This window comes from Sphaerisporangium krabiense (assembly GCF_014200435.1).
GTDB lineage: Bacteria > Actinomycetota > Actinomycetes > Streptosporangiales > Streptosporangiaceae > Sphaerisporangium > Sphaerisporangium krabiense.
Genome location: NZ_JACHBR010000002.1, coordinates 593,169 through 610,303, shown reverse-complemented (window position 1 = coordinate 610,303; position 17,135 = coordinate 593,169). Strand labels below are relative to the sequence as shown.

Sequence of the window (17,135 nt, the reverse complement as noted above, 5' to 3'; positions counted from 1 at the left end):
GACCCTATCGCGCTACTTATGGGGATTTGGGGATATGCGTGTCGTCGGGGCGGACGCCCGGAGCGGGGTTCCGGGCGTCGCGCCGCAGTGCCCGTCATGACGGGCACTGCGAGGACCGTCAGGTATCGGTCACTTGAGGATGGGATACCTGTGCACGAGGGCGGTCTCGCCCCACCACCTGCCGATGCCGAAGGTGTCCCCGGCGGAGACCGACGCGAGGCCGATCAGCACGATGGCGTAAAGGATGTGCTCGTCCAGGAAGGGGTTGTAGACGAGCGGGAGCTGGGCCGCCCACAGCATGAGCAGCAGGATGGTGCCGGTGATCGCGGCGATCCGCACGCCGGCGCCGACGATCAGGGCGCCGCCGATGCCCAGCGAGCCGAGCATGTACAGCCAGTCGACCCAGGCGTGCCCGGCGAGGGCGGTGAAGAACCCGCCGAGGCCGTGCTGGCCGGTGCCCTTGAGGAAGCCCGTGGTCGGGCTGCCGCCGGCGATCCACGCGCGGTCGGCCGGGGTGGCGAAGCCCAGGCCGAACAGCTTGTCGAGGAACGGCCACAGGAAGACCCATCCCAGGGCGATACGTGCGGTTGCCCAGATGTACTGGGCGGGGACTGTGACCTCCGAGGAGCCGGCACGGACGAGGGGGGGTGTGCGTCCTTCGGCGATGGCCATAGTAGGCCCCTTTCCATTTACCACTTGCGACTGTTTCTTACGCCTCCCGGGTACGCCGATCCGCTGGCTGCGGTTCCAGGCGCCGGAGGGCTGGCGTCGGTCCCGCACCTCCCTTCTCCAATGGGACCTCCGGGGCATATTCAACACCCCACACAACCCCTACCGCACCCCACAAGTCAGGGCAATTTTGACAATGTGCTATGCGCCTCCCCTTTCTAGAGAAGTTCCGCACGCGACGGGTCGCCTTGTTCGCGTTCTTCCCGGCGATTGGGATGAGACGAAAAACTTCTTCAGGACGGGCGCCTCGCGGCGCGGGCCGGGGAAAGTCCGGAGGGGACCCGGCCGGGCGGGAGGATGTCGTCCGAGCCGGGCGTCGCGCGCGAGGGGCGCGCGTGTAGGTTCGGCTAGGAATCACCTCATGATCGAAGGGATGATCGCTATGGCGACGACACGTACCGCGACCACGGAGTGGAAGGGCGCGCTGCTGGACGGCTATGGCACCGTCGCGCTGAACTCCTCCGGGGTAGGGAGGTTCGACGTCTCCTGGCCCTCGCGCGCCGAGCAGGCCAACGGCAAGACCAGCCCCGAGGAGCTGATCGCGGCCGCCCACTCGTCCTGCTTCTCGATGGCCCTGTCGCACGGCCTGGCCCAGGCCGGCACGCCGCCGCAGAGCGTCGAGACCAGGGCCGACGTGACCTTCCAGCCGGGCGAGGGCATCACCGGCATCGTGCTGTCGGTGCGGGCGCAGGTTCCGGGCATCTCCGCGGAGGACTTCCAGGCCGCCGCCGAGAACGCCAAGGCCAACTGCCCGGTCAGCAAGGCCCTCGCCGGCACCACGATCACTCTGAACGCCGAGCTGGCCGGCTGAGCCTCATCCGGAGCCCCACCCGGGGCCCGGCCCGCGGCCCCCGCGCGCGACCCGGCGCGCGGGGGCCGCGCCACATCCAACTTGATCCTATCTGTCGGGTTAACGGATAGTAAAAGTGGTATATACAAGACTGTCCGTTTTGATGTACGTTGTTGGCCCGCGACCCGGAAGTCGGGGTTCGCCGCGACCGACCCGCGGACGTCCGGCGAGCGCCCCCACCTGCTCGGAAGTGTCTGGAAATTCGGACCGCCGGCCCTACTATCGACGGTAGAGCCGGACGCAGGCATGACCCCCGCACTTCCGCCACAGGAACGCACAAGGACGCGGACGGAGCCTTCAAGGAGGCGACACGAGGCACCGGATCATGAGAGGGAAACGAGGGAGACAAGGCACGCGATCGAGCGGCACCGCGGACCGTTCCACGACGACAATGAGGCTACATGCGTGAGGTCTGGCCTGGAGAGCCGTACCCCCTCGGCGCCACCTGGGACGGCGTCGGAACGAGCTTCTCGCTCTTCTCCGAGGTCGCCGAGCGGGTAGAGCTCTGCCTTTTCGACGACGACGGCCACGAGAGCCGCGTCGACCTCCCCGAGGTCGACGGCTTCGTCTGGCACGGCTACCTGCCCGGCGTCATGCCCGGGCAGCGCTACGGCTACCGCGTCCACGGGCCGTACGCCCCCGCGGCCGGGCACCGCTGCGACGCCTCCAAGCTGCTCCTCGACCCCTACGCCAAGGCGATCGAGGGCGAGGTCCGCTGGGACCGCTCGTTGTTCTCCTACCAGTTCTCCGACCCCGGCCTGCGCAACACCGAGGACAGCGCGCCGAACATGCCGAAGAACGTCGTGGTCAACCCGTTCTTCGACTGGGGCAACGACCGCCCGCCCCGCACGCCGTACCACGAGACCGTGATCTACGAGGCGCACGTGCGCGGGCTCACCATGCGCCACCCCGACGTGCCCGAGGCGCAGCGCGGCACCTACGCCGGTCTGGCGCACCCCGCCGTGATCGACCACCTGAAGAGCCTGGGCGTGACCGCGGTCGAGCTCATGCCGGTGCACCAGTTCGTGCCCGAGCACGCCATGGTGGCGCGCGGCCTCACCAACTACTGGGGCTACAACACCATCGCCTTCCTGGCCCCGCACAACACCTACTCCAGCTCCGGCCAGCGCGGCGAGCAGGTCCTGGAGTTCAAGGCCATGGTCAAGGCCCTGCACGAGGCCGGCATCGAGGTGATCCTCGACGTCGTCTACAACCACACCGCCGAGGGCGACCACATGGGCCCCACCCTCGCCTACCGGGGCATCGACAACGCCTCCTACTACCGCCTGATCGACGGCGACCGCCGCCTGCTGCTCGACTACACCGGCTGCGGCAACTCCCTGAACGTCCGCTCCCCCCACGCCCTGCAGCTCATCATGGACTCGCTGCGCTACTGGGTGATGGAGATGCACGTCGACGGCTTCCGGTTCGACCTGGCCGCCGCCCTGGCCCGCGAGCTGCACGACGTCGACCGGCTGTCGGCGTTCTTCGACCTCATCCAGCAGGACCCGGTGATCTCCCAGGTCAAGCTGATCGCCGAGCCGTGGGACGTCGGGCCGGGCGGCTACCAGGTCGGCAACTTCCCGCCGCTGTGGACCGAGTGGAACGGCAAGTACCGCGACAGCGTGCGCGACTTCTGGCGGGGCAGCCCGTCGGTGCTGCCGGAGTTCGCCTCGCGCCTGGCCGGGTCCTCCGACCTGTACGCCTCCAGCGGGCGCCGCCCGGTCGCCTCCATCAACTTCGTCACCTGCCACGACGGCTTCACCCTCACCGACCTGGTCTCCTACAACCGCAAGCACAACGAGGCCAACGCCGAGAACAACCGCGACGGCACCGACGACAACCGCTCGTGGAACTGCGGCGCCGAGGGCCCGGTGGAGGATCCGGCGATCGTCCGGCTGCGGCGGCGGCAGCGCCGCAACCTGCTCACCACCCTGTTCGTCTCGCAGGGCGTGCCCATGCTCTCGCACGGCGACGAGATCGGGCGCACCCAGCGGGGCAACAACAACGCCTACTGCCAGGACAACGAGGTCTCCTGGGTCGACTGGTCGGTCCTGCGGCAGGAGGAGGACCTGCTGGAGTTCGTCAGGACGCTGGCCCGCTTCCGCAGCGACCACCCGGTGTTCCGGCGCCGCCGCTTCTTCCTGGGCCGCGCGCCCGGCGGCGCGGACCGGGGCGACCTCGGGGACATCGTCTGGCTCACCCCCTCGGGCAAGGAGATGACGCCGGGCGACTGGCACAGCGGGTTCGGCAAGGCGATGGCGGTGTTCCTCAACGGGGAGGCGATCAGCGAGCCGGGGCCGCGCGGCGAGCGCATCACCGACGACTCGTTCCTGCTGGCGGTGAACGGCCACCACGAGCACATCACCTTCACGCTGCCCGGCCACGAGTTCGCCCCCGGGTGGCAGGCCGTGCTGGACACCGCCGACGAGCGGCCCTGCCGCGACGACCGCACGGGCGAGCGATGGGAGCCGGGGGCCGCGGTCCCGGTGGCCGGTCGCTCGATACGCATCCTGCGGTCCACCGCGCGACGCTGACGGGGCCGCGCGCACGCCCCACCGGGCCCGTGTGCCAAGGTAGAGAGCGTGCGACGCGTCCTTCCCACCCCCGCGGGCGAAGCGGATCTCGCCGAGGCCTACGCCTACCCCCGCGACCACTGGCTGCGCCTCAACATGGTCGCCGGAGCCGACGGCGGCGCCTGGCTGAAAGGGGTGTCCAAGGGGCTCTCCGGGCCGGGCGACCGCCGGGTCTTCCACGTCCTGCGCGGGCTGGCGGACGTCGTGCTGGCCGGGGCCTCCACCGTGCGCACCGAGGGGTACGGCCCGGCCCGCCCGGGCCCGTCGTGGCCGGCGCTGCGCGAGGGACGCCCGCCCGTGCCGCCCATCGCCGTCGTGACCCGCAAGCTGGACCTCGACCTCGGCGGCCCGCTGTTCACCGGGGCCGAGCCGGCCGCACGCACCATCGTGATCACCACCGAGAGCGCGCCCGCCGACCGCCGCGCGGAGGCCGCCAGGAACGCCGAGGTGATCGTGGCGGGCGCCGAGCGCGTCGACCTCGCCCTGGCCGTCGAGGCGCTGCGCGAGCGCGGCCTCGGCCGGGTGCTGTGCGAGGGCGGCCCCCGGCTGAACGCCCAGCTCGCCGCGGCCGGGCAGGTGGACGAGCTGTGCCTGACGATCAGCCCGGTCCTGACCGGCGGGGACGCCGCTCGCATCCTCAACGGCCCCGCCTCGTTCGTCCGCCTCGCCCTCGCCCACGTCCTTGAGGAAGACGGCTTCCTCTTCTGCAAGTACACCCGGGAGCCCTGATGCCAGCGCCGCAGGAACCGACGATCCCCGAGATGAGCCTGCCGGTCGTCCCGCCGGTGGCGCCGATGCTCGCCAAGGCGATCAAGAACGTGCCCGCGCAGGACGGCGGGCTGCTGTACGAGCCGAAATGGGATGGCTTCCGCTGCATCGTGTTCCGCGACGGCGACGAGGTGTACCTGGGCAGCCGCAACGAGCGTCCGTTCAACCGCTACTTCCCCGAGCTCGTCGAGGCGGTCAAGCGGGAGCTGCCCGAGCGCTGCGTGGTCGACGGCGAGATCGTGCTGCGCAAGGGGCAGATCCTCGACTTCGACGCGCTGCAGCAGCGCATCCACCCGGCCGCCTCGCGGGTCCGGCTGCTCGCCGAGGCCACCCCGGCGTCGTTCGTCGCCTTCGACCTGCTCGCCATCGGCGACGAGAACCTCATGCAGGCCCCGTTCGCCGAGCGGCGCGCCCGCCTGGTCGAGGCGCTGGCCGGGGCGGGCGCGCAGATCCGGCTGACCCCTGTCACCGCCAACGACGAGCGGGCGGCGGAGTGGTTCGAGATGTTCGAGGGGGCCGGGCTGGACGGCCTCGTGGCCAAGCGTTCCGACCAGCCGTACGAGCCCGACAAGCGCACCATGCTGAAGGTCAAGCACGAGCGCACGGCCGACTGCGTCGTGGCCGGGTACCGCGAGCACAAGTCCGGCCCGATCGTCGGGTCCCTGCTGCTCGGCCTGTACGACGCGGCGGGCGTGCTGCACCACGTCGGGGTGTCGGCGTCGTTCCCGATGAAGCGCAGGGCCGAGCTGATCGACGAGCTCAAGCCGTACCTTCTCACCGATCTGAGCGCCCACCCGTGGAGCTCGTGGACGGCGCAGGACGAGAACACCACCCAGCGCATGCCGGGCGCGATCTCCCGGTGGAACGCCACCAAGGACCTGTCGTTCATCCCGCTGGAGCCGCGTCTGGTGGTCGAGGTCGCCTACGGGCAGATGGAGGGGAACAGGATCCGGCACACCGCGCAGTTCCGCAGGTGGCGCCCCGACCGCACCCCCGAGTCCTGCACCTACGACCAGCTCGACCTGCCGGTCGGCTACAACCTGGACGACATCCTGGCGCGCTGAGCACGGGAGGGGTGCGGGCCGCGGCCCGCAACCCTCGTCCGTTCCCGGCCGCCGGGGCTACTCGCCGGGCTGCTCGGCGATGCGGTCGCCGGCCTCCTCGGTCATCGGCTTCTGGAGCGACTCCTGCGAGATCCCGCCGGTGGTGATGCGCTCGTGGGAGATCTCGCCGGCCTCACCGGAGGTGTGGGAGGCCTTGCCCGGCTTCTCGGAGGTCTGGCTCTGCTCCGATTCGGGACTGTGGCCGGGCTTCTCCTCCTCCGACCCCGGAGGAGTGATCTTGCCGGACTCCTCGCCCGGGGACTCGCCGGGCTCCTCCTCCGGCGCCTTCTTGTTGGCCTCGCACACGGCGAGACCGTCGGAGAATCCCTGCCGTACGCCGGACTTGTAGAACTCGGAGACCCCGGCGACGCTCGGCATCTCCTGCGAGTGCAGCGACGCCAGGCAGGCCGTCCGCCCGCTGGCGTGACCGGCGGCGTAGCCCCGGTTGTAGTCGGCCTCGTCCTTCTCGTCACGCGGGAGGAGGTCCGGGCCGGCCGTCGTGACGGCGCCGGAGGCGACCACCGGCCGCGCGAGGGAGGGCTGTGCGGCGGATGCCTGCGCGACCCCCGCCGACAAGAGGCCGAGCGACAGGACCGCAGGCCCCAGAACCATCAGGCGACGCTTGCTGACCATGGCCGAATCCTTTCGTCGCGGGCCACCCACGCTGATCGTCCGGACGCTCCAGGTGGCCTCGTGGCGTCGAATCCCAGCCTTACGGGCGGTCCGCCACGGCACCGTGACGCGGACGTGACCGGCGGCGGTCCCGCCCGCCGGTGTCAGGGCTGAGCGACCGCGCGCAGCCCGGCGACGAGATCGCTCACGAGCGCGGTCGGCCGCAGCCCCATCTCGGCCTCCAGGAGCTGCTCGTAGCGCTCGTAGTCGCGCAGCGCCTCGGCCTGGTTGCCCTCGGCCAGGTGGGCGCGGATCAGCGCGGCGTGCGAGCTCTCGCGCAGGGGTTCGGCCCGGACGGCCACGCCCGCGGCGGCGACGGCGTCGGCGAACCTGCCCGCCGCGACGAAGTCGTCGGCGAGCGCCTCCAGCGCGTGCAGGCGCAACTGGTGCCACTCCTCGGCCTCCTGGACCGCCCAGTCGTCGTACCAGCCGGGGAGCAGGTCCACCGACAGGGTCTCCACCGAGTCGGCGCTGAGGTCCCGCGCGGGCGTGGCGAGGCCGGGGTCGAGGACGCGGCGGGCCAGCGCCCGGGCCTCCTCGACGTCGACCCTGGCGTCCTGGCTGAGGCGCACCTCGCCCGCGGCGATGTCCAGCGCGCGCCGCCCGGCGTCCTCCAGCCTGGCCAGCGCGGACCTCAGGCTCGCGTACGCGCGCCGCTCCGGCCTGTCCGGCCACAAACGGCCCGCCATGAGCGTGCGGGGGACGGCCTGGCCTGACAGGGCCACGAAGGACAGAAGGCGTTCGGACCCGCCCGAGACCGTCACCTGCTCGTCTCCGGCAAGCAGCCGGAAGCCACCCAGAAGAACCACCCGCATCGCGGGCCGGTCGCCGCTCTCCATAGCTCCGCTACCTCTCACGCGGAAAGCGAATCGTCTGGTTAGCAGCCCCTCCCGTCGCCGTTCCTCCCCGCTATGTACCCGGGTTTGTGGGCATTCGTCCGGTCTTGCGCATCGTTTGCGGAACTCAGGTGCGGCGGCGGCGTCACGAGCACGTCATGCCCGTGTCATGCGCGGGCGACCCTGGACGGTGGATCCCGGCGCCCGATCGAGATGTCAGCTTATGCTGACAGGAAGGCTTTGTCAGCTTATGCTGACGTACATGACGACAGCGACCCGACTCGCCGAGGCGGTCGACAGCCGCGACCCCGCCGTCGGCCTGGCCGCCGTGGCCGCGCTGCGCCGCCTGCTGGAGGAGGTGGAGGCGGCGCACGTCGGCAACGCCCGCGCCCAGGGCTGGTCCTGGGAGGCCATCGCCGCCGCCCTCGGCGTCAAACGGCAGACCGCCCACAGGAAGCACGCGCGCCGGATCATCACGCCCGTGACGGAGGGACACGAATGACCAACGCCCTGGACACCTACACGGCGGCGGCCCGGCGCGCCATGGCGCGGGCGGGAATACTTGCGGCCGACGCCGGACGGCACACGCTCGACGACGTCCACATCCTCCTCGCCCTGACCGAAACCCGCCCCTTCGACCGGCCGCCCACCGCCTTCACGCTGACCCCGAACGCGACACGGGCCGCCATGGACGGCGCGGACGGCGCGGACGGCGGGGACGCACGGGACCGTGACCCGCTCGGCGACCGGGACGCGCGCGACCGCGATCTGCTCGCCGCGCTGGGCGTCGACCTGGACGAGGTGCGTCGCCGCCTGCGCGGGCTCGTCGCGCTCGATGACCCGGCGCTGTGGCGGCTCCACCGGGCCCGGCTGCGCCCGCTGCGGGTGACCTTGTCCGGCCCGCCGGGCGATCTCGTCCTCACCGGCAGGGCCAGGAAGGTGATCGAGGTCGCCGCCGGCAGGTGGCGGGAGCCGGGGCCGGTGCGCGGCGAGGACCTCCTGTGGGGCGTGCTCTGCGACCACACCAACCCCGCACTGCGCGTCCTGCGCGCCGGCGGGGTGGACGTCCGCCGCCTCGCCGCCGAGCTGAACTCCGCCCGCCCGGCCGCCTGATCCCGACAGGACTGACGCGCGAGGCACCCCTGCGGGCGGACCCCGGGGTGCCGGTCAGCGGGGGGTCATCCGGCCGGGTGGAGGACGGAGGCCAGTTCGGGGATGCGGGCGCGGTAGCCGTCCAGGAGGGCGCGGGCCACCGGCAGCGAGTCGACCAGCGGGTGCGAGGCGAAGGCGCGCAGGGCGACGCGGGCCGAGCCGGTGACCGCCGCCTCGATGGCGAGCTGCTCGACCGCCTTGACCTGCTGGACGAGGCCGAGGAACTGGCCGTGCAGGGGACGTGCGGCGAGGGGCCGCACCCCGCCCGGGTCCACGACGCACGGCACCTCCACCACCGCCTCCTGCGGCAGCCCGGCCACCGCCGTGCCGTTGCGGACGTTGAGGATCATGGTGGTGGTGCCGCCCCGCGCGATGGTGGACATGAGCGCGAGCGCGATGCCCTCGTACCCGCCCGCCTGGAGGTCCGCCTCGTCGCGCTCCCCCGCCTGCGCCGCGTCGCGGGTCTCGGCCATGTACGAGGCGTCGCGCTCCCGGCGCGCCCGCCGCCACTCGGCGAGGGCGTTCCCGGGCTCGCGGGCGACGGCGGCGTAGAACCGGGACTGCTGCTCCAGCAGCGCCTCGCCCCGGGTGCGCGGAGCGCCGCCGATGGCGGCCAGGGCCTCGCGGGTGAAGTAGTAGTAATAGAGGTACTCGTTGGGCAGCGCGCCGATCGAGCGCACCCAGTCGGCGCCGAACAGCCGCGCCTCCTCCACGCCCTTGAGCGCGGCGTCGTCGGCGAGCAGATCGGGCAGCACGTCCCTGCCCTCGTAGGTCAGGCCCCGCAGCCAGCCGAGGTGGTTGAGCCCGGCGTAGTCGGGGGCGACGCGGCCGGGTTCCACGCCGAGGGCCCGCGCCGCCCGCCGGACCAGCCCCAGCGGGGAGTCGCAGATGCCGATCACGCGGTCGCCGAGCACCCGCTGCATGGCCTCGGTGATCATGCCGGCCGGGTTGGTGAAGTTGATCACCCACGCCCGCGGGGCCACGGCGGCGACGCGCTCGGCGACCCGCAGCGCCACCGGGATCGTGCGCAGCCCGAACGCGACGCCGCCGGGTCCCGTGGTCTCCTGGCCGAGCAGCCCAAGGTCGAGCGCGACCCGCTCGTCCGCCGTGCGCCCTTCCAGGCCGCCGACGCGGATCGCGGAGAAGACGAACGTCGCGTCGCGCAGGGCGTCGTCCAGGCCGGTGGTGAGGCGGACCCGGGGCGCGTCGTCGTGCCCGGCCGCGAGCTGCGCGCAGACGTGGCCGACGGCGGTGAGACGCTCGGGCGACAGGTCGTACAGGACCACCTCCTCCACCCGCGGCCGTCCGGCGTCGCGCAGCAGCGCGCCGTACACCAGCGGGACGCGGAAGCCGCCGCCTCCGAGGATGGTCAACCTCATGCCTGCTCCTCGTGCTCGCCGGGCCCGGGCGCGGGCCGGTCGGTCATGTCAGCAGCACCCGCGCGCCCGCCGCGCCGAGCGCGCGCAGCGTGGCCTCGTCGGCGCCGTCGTTGGTCACCACGATGTCGACCTCGTCGGGCCCGCACACCCGCAGCGGGCCGGTGCCCGGGAACCTGTGCCGGTCCACCAGCAGGACGACCTGGCCCGCCGCCGCCATCATGGCGCGCTTCAGCGGCACCTCGGCGCGGGCGGAGTCGGTGACCCGCCCGTCGGGCCGCACGCCGCCGGCGCTCAGGAAGACGTGGTCGGCGGACACCTGGCGCAGGGCCTGCTCGGTGAGCACGCCGACCAGCGAGTGGCGCGCGCGGCGCAGCATGCCGCCGAGCAGCAGCATCTCGACCGCGGGATCGCCGCGCAGGACGTCGAGGACGGCCACGCTGGAGGTGACGACCGTGACGGGCCGGCCGCGCAGGTGGCGGGCGAGGCGCGTGGTGGCCGTGCCGACGTCGAGCAGCACGACGTCGCCGTCGCCGACGAGCGCGGCGGCGCGGGCGGCCACCGCCTCCTCGTCCGCGTCGGCTCCGGAGGCGGCGGGCTCGCCAGGCGGCTCTCCCCGTGGCTCGGCGTGCGGCTCGGCGTCGGCCAGGGCCCCGCCGCGCACGCGCCTGAGGGTGCCGTCGCGGTCGAGGGCGCGAAGGTCGCGGCGGATCGTCGAAGGGCTGACGCCGAACTGGGCGGCCAGCTCGCGGACGCTCGTCGCCCCGGCGAGACGGACACGCCGCATGATCTCGGCATGCCGGGCGCGCTGGAGCACGCGAGGATCGTATCAGTCATCAGCGCGCACAACTAAGCAAAAATGAGCACCAATGGCCGTCGACTCTTGATACGGACCGCCAAAACGTGCAAGAGTGCGCACATTCTTCGCAGTGTCGAGGAGGACCCGCTCCGTGTCAGTCCAGTCCTACGACCCACTGGCCGCACTACGCACTCCCGGCGGACCGGAGTTCGACGTGTTCACCGCCGGAACCGTGTTCCTGGACATCGTCTTCACCGGCCTTCAGGCGATGCCCGCCGCCGGCACCGAGGTGTGGGCGGAGGGGATGGGATCCTGCCCGGGCGGCATCGCCAACCTCGCCATCGCCGCCAGCCGCCTCGGGCTGCGCACCTCCATGGCCGCCGCGTTCGGCGACGACGACTACGCCGCCTTCAACTGGCGCATCCTGTCCGAGCAGGAGTCGGTGGACCTGTCCCGGTCGCGCAGGTTCCGGCAGTGGCACTCCCCCGTCACCGTCTCCATGGCCGTCAACCGCGACCGCAGCATGGTCACCCACGGCCACCCGCCGCCCATGGGCGCCACGGAGATGATCGGCCGCCCGCCCCGCTCCAGCGCCGTCATCGCGCCCCTGTCGGTCGAGGAGCCGCTCGGCAGCTCCGACTCCGGCACCTGGGCCGACCTGGCGCGCAAGGACGGCGCGCTGGTCTTCGCCGACGTCGGCTGGGACCCCTCCGAGACCTGGGCCCCCTCCCTGCTCGACCAGCTGGAGGTGTGCCACGCCTTCATGCCGAACGCCGTCGAGGCCATGGCCTACACCCACACCGACACGCCCCGCGAGGCGCTGTACGCGATCGCCGACCGGGTGCCGCTGGCCGTGGTGACCGACGGCGCCAACGGCGCGATGGCCATCGACTCCACCACCGGCGAGGAGGCGTACGTGCCCGCCCTGCGGGTCACCGCGCTGGACCCGACGGGCGCGGGCGACGTGTTCGGCGCGGGCCTCGTGCTGGGGACGCTGGCGCGCTGGCCGCTGGCCGACCGGCTGGCGTTCGCGGGGGTCTGCTCGGCGCTGGCCGTGCAGCAGTTCGGCGGGTCGCTGGCCGCGCCCGGCTGGGGGGACATCGCGGACTGGTGGCACGACGTGCGGGAGGCCGCGGGGCACGGCGGCGCCTACGTCGAGTCCCTGGCCCGCCGCTACGCCTTCCTCGACCGGCTCGTCCCGACCGTGCCGGTCGGCGCCGTACGGCGCGCGGCGGCCACCATGTCCCTGCACGCCGACGTCGCGACCGGGGCCGACCTGCCCGACAGGCGCAAGGCCTGACGCCCCGCGGGCGTGCCGCACGGAGCCGGCGCGCCGCCGGGAATGGCCGCTCGCATGGCAGGGTTGGCACTGACACCTGATGATCGGGAACGCCCTCCCCGGCGAGCGCGCTCCCGGGTGACCGACCGACCGTGAAGGAGCAGCATGACGACATGGCCCGCGCTCGGCGAGGTGGGGGTGTGGCGGCGCGCCGACGAGCAGGTCACGCCCGCCCTGGCGTCCGCGCTGGAGGAGCTCGGCTACGGCGCGATCTGGCTCGGCGGCTCCCCCGGCGGCGACCTGCGCGAGGTGGACGAGCTGCTCGCGGCGACCTCCACGCTCACCGTCGCCACCGGCATCGTCAACATCTGGAACGACGACGCCGCCGCCGTCGGGGCCGCCTACCGGCGGATCGCCGCCGCCCACCCGGGGCGGTTCCTGCTCGGCGTCGGCGCCGGGCACCGTGAGGCCACCGCGCGCTACGCCAAGCCGTACGAGGCGCTGACCGCCTACCTCGACGGCCTGGACGCGGCCGGGGTGCCGGTGGAGGGCAGGGCGCTGGCCGCGCTCGGGCCGCGGGTGCTGCGGCTGGCGGGCGCGCGGAGCGCCGGGGCCCACCCCTACCTCACCACCCCCGAGCACACGCGGCAGGCCCGCGAGATCCTCGGCGCGGGGCCGCTGCTCGCGCCCGAGCAGAAGGTCGTCGTGTCGGACGACCCGCGGGAGGCGCTGGCGGTCGCCCGGCAGGCCGTGGCGCCGTACCTGAGCCTCTCGAACTACGTGGCCAACCTGCGCAGGCTCGGGTTCGGCGACGAGGACCTGTCGGGCGGGGGCAGTGACCGGCTCATCGAGGCGGTGGTCGCGCTGGGCGACCCGTCCGCGATCAAGCGGCGCGTGGACGCCCACCTCGCCGCGGGCGCCGACCACGTGAACATCCAGCTCGTGACCCCGCCCGGCCAGGACCCCCTGGACGGCTACCGCGCCCTCGCCGAGGCCCTGTTCCGCTCCTGATCCGCACCTGCTCTCCCGGTGCGGCTCAAGCGACCGGACTTGGGATGAATTCCCCGGAAAGGCCCTCCGTCCAGGGCTTGCCGGGCGGTTATTGTGGTGTCGCCCGCGCGGCCAGCCCCGGCCGCGGGCGACGGGCCGACAAGGCGCGGAACCGACAGGCGGTGAAGCCGATGAACACCGTGTGGCTGTGGTGGGCCGGCCTGGCGGTGGGGTCGTTCGCCATCCTGGAGACGTGGGCGCTGCTCACCAAGCAGGAGGGCGACACGCTGTCGGAGCGGCTGCGCGAGTGGCTCGGCATCAGGCCGGTGAAACACTGGCGGCTCGCCACCAGCGCGGCGCTGCTCGGCTTCCTCGCCTGGTTCGGCTGGCACATCGTCTTCGGCTGAGCCGCCCCGCGCTCAGCCGGCGTCCTCCGCCTGGGGACGGGCCCGTGAGGGCTGTACGCGCGGCGGCTCGCCGGGCATCTTGGGGTAGTTGGGCGGGTACGGCATGTCGCCGCGCTCGTCCTTGGCGTACCACTCCAGCAGCGGCTCGATCGTGAAGGCGCGGTCGTCGATCTCTCCGTGGACGTCGCCGAGCCGGGCGAAGCGCGGCGGCACCGTGCGGATGTCGAAGTCGCGCGGGTCGACGTCGGCCAGCTCCTCCCAGGTCACCGGGGTGGAGACGGGGGCGTGCGGGCGGGCGCGCACGGAGTAGGCGCTGGCGATGGTGCGGTCGCGGGCGTTCTGGTTGTAGTCGATGAAGACCTTCTCGCCGCGTTCCTCCTTCCACCAGGCGGTGGTGGCGAGGTCGGGGCGGCGACGCTCGACCTCGCGGGCCAGGGCGATGGCGCTCTGGCGGACCTCGGTGAACGACCAGCGGCGCTCGATGCGCACGTTGATGTGGATGCCGCGGGTGCCGGAGGTCTTGGGAAAGCCGCGCATGCCGAGCTCGTCGAGGACGTCGCGGACGGCGAACGCGGTGACGCGGGCCTCGTCGAAGCCGGTGCCGGGCTGGGGGTCGATGTCGATGCGCAGCTCGTCGGGATGCTCGACGTCGTCGGCGCGGGTGGGCCAGGGGTGGAAGTCGATCGTGGCCAGGTTGGCGCAGTAGGCGATCGCGGCCAGCTCGGTGACCCGCAGGGCGTCGGCCGAGCGGCCGCTCGGGAAGCGGATCTTGACGGTCTGGAGCCAGTCGGGGTGTTTCGGGGGGATGCGCTTCTGGTAGATCGCCTCGGTGGCGACGCCGTCCGGGTGGCGCTTGAGGTAGGTGGGCCGGTCTCTGAGGGCGCGCAGCGCGCCGTCGCCCACGGACAGGTAGTACTCGACCAGCTCGCGCTTGGTCGCCCCGATCTCGGGGAAATAGATCTTGTCCGGGTTCGTGACCTTGATGACCCGGTCCCCGACATTGAGCTCGATGAACGGCGACGCCATGGTTCCGACCGTACCTTGCCGGGGCGACAGAAAGCGGCCGGGCATCGGCCGGCCCGCGATCGGCTCGGCGGCGGTCCGGAAACCGGGGGCGCCGGGGGGCGTCCCGCGATGACGCGCGGGGAACCGCCGGAGTAGTCGGTTCTGGCATTCAGGGCGGCGTTTCAGGGGGTTTCGGGTGCTTCATCACCCGTACCCGGGTCTTGCCACAGATCTTGCAACGCTGGGTCACCACCTGGCCGATGGCCTCGATGGTCTCCCACCTGTGGCGTATGTGCACAGAGCTCCAGACGGAACGGAACCAGAGTCTGCGGGTGTCACACCCCCGTTTCGGGTCTACCCTCCCGTGGCACGCTCAAGCACCCCTCATTACTCTTCGCAGGCACGCGATCACTCCCGGATGGGCCCGTGGACGCGCCTGCGGGGCGGGCCGCCGCCGACGGCCCGCCCCGCTCGACGGAGGGCTACCGGGCCGTCAGCCGGCCGGTTCGAGGCGCAGGGAGATCGAGTTGATGCAGTACCGGTCGTCGGTGGGCGTCGGGTACCCCTCGCCGTGGAAGACGTGCCCGAGATGGGAGTCGCAGCGGGCGCAGCGCACCTCGACCCGCACCATGCCGTGCGAGCGGTCCTCGACCAGCGTCACCGCCTCCGACTTCGACGGCTCGAAGAACGAGGGCCACCCGCAGTGGGACTCGAACTTGCCGTCGGAGCGGAACAGCTCGGCGCCGCAGGCGCGGCAGGAGTAGACGCCCTCGACCTTGGTGTCGACGTACTCGCCCGTGAACGCGCGCTCGGTGCCCGCCTCGCGCAGCACGTGGAACTCTTCGGGGGACAGCTGGACGCGCCACTCGGCGTCGCTCTTGACCACCTTTTCCATGCCTTCAGCCTATGCGCGGCCCGGCCCCGGCGCCGTCACGGGAACACCACACCGTCGCGGCCCGCCCGCGCGGGCCGCGGAGCGTCAGCGCGGGCGCGGGGCGCTGAGGCGGCAGGAGGTGTCGCCGGGGCCGAGGATGTTGGCGAGGACGGGGTTGCCGTTCTGGCCGTACCGGGCCTGGACGAACACCACCGGGCTCTGGTCGCCCATCTCTTGCAGGAGATACTCCATGCCCCGCTTGCACAGGTCCAGCGCGGCCTTGGAGTTGTGCGCAGACTCGGGGAGGTTGGTGTAGATGCGCAGGTACTTCCCCCCCGACCTGATGTCGGTGATGCGCTTGACGGCCTTGTCGCCCGACCAGCGCTCCTTGAAGTAGGTGACGGCCTTGGCGTCGGTGTGCTTGGACGGCCCGGAGGCCTTCTCCTCGGCGTCGCGCCGCTTCTTCTCGGCCTTCTTCGCCGAGCCCGCGCTCGCGGCCGTCACCTCCGCGCCGCCCGGGTCGCCGGGGACGGCCGCGGCGTTCACGCCCGGCGAGACGGCGGCCGGGAACGGCACGGGCGCCGCGGCCGCACGGTCCCCCGGACGGGCCAGCACTCCGCCCACGGCCAGGCCGACGACCGCGACGGCGGTCGCGCCCGAGAAGACCTCCAGTACCAGCACCCGACCCGTCCTGCGGCGCCGATGACCCCCGCGCTTGGAACGCGCCACCCCTATGCCCCTGTTCACCGTCTGCCTCACGTCGACACCGGAATCAACCTGAGTATGCCAAAGATCAGGAACGCGCGTGACTTGTTCCAGCAATATCAGACATGGCGACGTTTGGGGCTTCGGTGACAGTTGTCCGCTTTATGCAGATTCGACGCTACGGCAGCGCGGCCAGCAGCTCCTCCAGCGGCTTGCGCGTGCCGGTGTAGAAGGGAATCTCCAGCCGGGTGTGCCTGCGGGCCGTGGCCCCGCGCAGGTGGCGCATCAGGTCCACGATGCGGTGCAGCTCGTCGGCCTCGAAGGCGAGGATCCACTCGAAGTCGTTGAGCGCGAACGACGACACCGTGTTGGCCCGCACGTCGGGGTAGTCGCGCGCCATCTTGCCGTGCTCGGCGAGCATGGCCCGGCGCTCGGAGTCCTCCAGGAGGTACCACTCCAGGGAGCGCACGAAGGGGTAGACGCAGACGTAGCCGCGCGGCTCCTCCTCGGCCAGGAACGCCGGGATGTGCGACTTGTTGAACTCCGCCGGGCGGTGCAGCGCCATGACCGACCACACCGGCTCGCCGGCGCGGCCGACGGTGGTGCGCCGGAAGCGGCCGTAGACCTCCTGGAGATCCTCCGGTGTCGAGGCGTGCCACCAGAACATGTAGTCGGCGTCGGCCCGGAAACCCGCCACCTCGTACGCGCCGCGGGTCACGACGTCCTTCTCCGCGGCCTGCGTGAACACGGCCTCGACCTCGTGCGCCAACTGCTGCCGGTCGCCCTGCAGAGGATCGCGCGCCCGGAAGACCGACCACATGGTGTAGCGGATGACCTGGTTGAGATCGCGGGCCTTCGGCCGCGGACTGCTCTCCGTCACTGAACGCACTCGCCTTCCATCAGAACACTGCTCCTACCACAACCCAACCACCCGCCCGCACCACTCCGTCCCGCCCCCTCCCCCAGACCGCCCCCGGAACCCTTCGCCACGCCCCCGGTCCGGTGAGGAGGCGA

18 protein-coding genes are annotated in these 17,135 nt (G+C 72.3%); 9 read left to right on the top strand and 9 right to left on the bottom strand.

Annotated features, from left to right (window positions below; genetic code table 11):
- Window positions 1–129 precede the first annotated feature (129 nt).
- Window positions 130–672 carry a hypothetical protein gene (locus BJ981_RS30730; protein ID WP_184616900.1) on the bottom strand — a complete coding sequence of 181 codons (543 nt, stop codon included), beginning with the start codon at window positions 670–672 and terminating at the stop codon, window positions 130–132.
- Window positions 673–1,111: 439 nt separating this feature from the next.
- Between BJ981_RS30730 and BJ981_RS30725 the strand changes: the two genes are divergently transcribed.
- The 4 genes from BJ981_RS30725 to BJ981_RS30710 all read left to right on the top strand — a co-directional run bounded on the left by BJ981_RS30725 (window position 1,112) and on the right by BJ981_RS30710 (window position 5,987).
- Entirely contained in the window at window positions 1,112–1,540 is a 429-nt protein-coding gene (locus BJ981_RS30725; RefSeq protein ID WP_184616899.1) for an OsmC family protein, read from the top strand.
- Between the two features lie 440 nt (window positions 1,541–1,980).
- Window positions 1,981–4,116 (top strand): glycogen debranching protein GlgX, encoded by a 2,136-nt coding sequence (glgX, locus tag BJ981_RS30720; protein WP_184616898.1) that lies wholly within the window; start codon window positions 1,981–1,983, stop codon window positions 4,114–4,116.
- Between the two features lie 48 nt (window positions 4,117–4,164).
- Window positions 4,165–4,884 carry a pyrimidine reductase family protein gene (locus tag BJ981_RS30715; protein ID WP_239139271.1) on the top strand — a complete coding sequence of 240 codons (720 nt, stop codon included), beginning with the start codon at window positions 4,165–4,167 and terminating at the stop codon, window positions 4,882–4,884.
- Window positions 4,884–5,987 (top strand): ATP-dependent DNA ligase, encoded by a 1,104-nt coding sequence (locus BJ981_RS30710; protein WP_239139272.1) that lies wholly within the window; start codon window positions 4,884–4,886, stop codon window positions 5,985–5,987. The genes BJ981_RS30715 and BJ981_RS30710 overlap by 1 nt, the downstream gene beginning before the upstream one ends.
- Before the next feature lie 57 nt (window positions 5,988–6,044).
- Here the strand turns inward: BJ981_RS30710 and BJ981_RS30705 are convergent, their stop codons facing one another.
- A complete protein-coding gene (locus BJ981_RS30705; RefSeq protein WP_184616897.1) occupies window positions 6,045–6,659 on the bottom strand; it encodes a hypothetical protein in 615 nt (204 codons plus the stop codon).
- Between the two features lie 143 nt (window positions 6,660–6,802).
- A complete protein-coding gene (locus tag BJ981_RS30700; protein ID WP_184616896.1) occupies window positions 6,803–7,537 on the bottom strand; it encodes an AfsR/SARP family transcriptional regulator in 735 nt (244 codons plus the stop codon).
- A 259-nt stretch (window positions 7,538–7,796) separates the two neighbouring features.
- On the opposite strand from BJ981_RS30700, the gene BJ981_RS30695 reads away from it, so the two are divergent.
- Together BJ981_RS30695 and BJ981_RS30690 are read left to right on the top strand one after the other, a co-directional pair.
- Entirely contained in the window at window positions 7,797–8,036 is a 240-nt protein-coding gene (locus tag BJ981_RS30695; protein WP_184616895.1) for a helix-turn-helix domain-containing protein, read from the top strand.
- Entirely contained in the window at window positions 8,033–8,647 is a 615-nt protein-coding gene (locus BJ981_RS30690) for a Clp protease N-terminal domain-containing protein (RefSeq protein ID WP_184616894.1), read from the top strand. The genes BJ981_RS30695 and BJ981_RS30690 overlap by 4 nt, the downstream gene beginning before the upstream one ends.
- A 65-nt stretch (window positions 8,648–8,712) precedes the next feature.
- Here the strand turns inward: BJ981_RS30690 and BJ981_RS30685 are convergent, their stop codons facing one another.
- Complete coding sequence (locus BJ981_RS30685) at window positions 8,713–10,065, bottom strand: 6-phospho-beta-glucosidase (protein ID WP_184616893.1); 1,353 nt, start codon at window positions 10,063–10,065, stop codon at window positions 8,713–8,715.
- Window positions 10,066–10,108: 43 nt separating this feature from the next.
- The gene (locus tag BJ981_RS30680) at window positions 10,109–10,879 is read right to left on the bottom strand and encodes a DeoR/GlpR family DNA-binding transcription regulator (protein ID WP_184616892.1); all 771 of its coding nucleotides are present in this window, start codon (window positions 10,877–10,879) and stop codon (window positions 10,109–10,111) included.
- Between the two features lie 133 nt (window positions 10,880–11,012).
- Between BJ981_RS30680 and BJ981_RS30675 the strand changes: the two genes are divergently transcribed.
- From BJ981_RS30675 to BJ981_RS30665, 3 genes are all read left to right on the top strand, one after another.
- The gene (locus BJ981_RS30675) at window positions 11,013–12,161 is read left to right on the top strand and encodes a PfkB family carbohydrate kinase (RefSeq protein WP_184616891.1); all 1,149 of its coding nucleotides are present in this window, start codon (window positions 11,013–11,015) and stop codon (window positions 12,159–12,161) included.
- 144 nt (window positions 12,162–12,305) lie between these two features.
- Window positions 12,306–13,151: an LLM class F420-dependent oxidoreductase gene (locus BJ981_RS30670; protein ID WP_184616890.1), complete on the top strand. Its 846-nt coding sequence runs from the start codon at window positions 12,306–12,308 to the stop codon at window positions 13,149–13,151.
- 170 nt (window positions 13,152–13,321) lie between these two features.
- Complete coding sequence (locus tag BJ981_RS30665; RefSeq protein WP_184616889.1) at window positions 13,322–13,537, top strand: hypothetical protein; 216 nt, start codon at window positions 13,322–13,324, stop codon at window positions 13,535–13,537.
- Between the two features lie 12 nt (window positions 13,538–13,549).
- Here the strand turns inward: BJ981_RS30665 and ligD are convergent, their stop codons facing one another.
- From ligD to hemQ, 4 genes are all read right to left on the bottom strand, one after another.
- Window positions 13,550–14,563 (bottom strand): non-homologous end-joining DNA ligase, encoded by a 1,014-nt coding sequence (gene ligD, locus BJ981_RS30660; RefSeq protein WP_184616888.1) that lies wholly within the window; start codon window positions 14,561–14,563, stop codon window positions 13,550–13,552.
- A 472-nt stretch (window positions 14,564–15,035) separates the two neighbouring features.
- Complete coding sequence (gene msrB / locus BJ981_RS30655; protein WP_184616887.1) at window positions 15,036–15,437, bottom strand: peptide-methionine (R)-S-oxide reductase MsrB; 402 nt, start codon at window positions 15,435–15,437, stop codon at window positions 15,036–15,038.
- A gap of 84 nt (window positions 15,438–15,521) precedes the next feature.
- Window positions 15,522–16,097 carry a hypothetical protein gene (locus tag BJ981_RS30650; protein WP_184616886.1) on the bottom strand — a complete coding sequence of 192 codons (576 nt, stop codon included), beginning with the start codon at window positions 16,095–16,097 and terminating at the stop codon, window positions 15,522–15,524.
- A 202-nt stretch (window positions 16,098–16,299) separates the two neighbouring features.
- The gene (hemQ, locus tag BJ981_RS30645) at window positions 16,300–17,010 is read right to left on the bottom strand and encodes a hydrogen peroxide-dependent heme synthase (protein ID WP_311745839.1); all 711 of its coding nucleotides are present in this window, start codon (window positions 17,008–17,010) and stop codon (window positions 16,300–16,302) included.
- Window positions 17,011–17,135 lie beyond the last annotated feature (125 nt).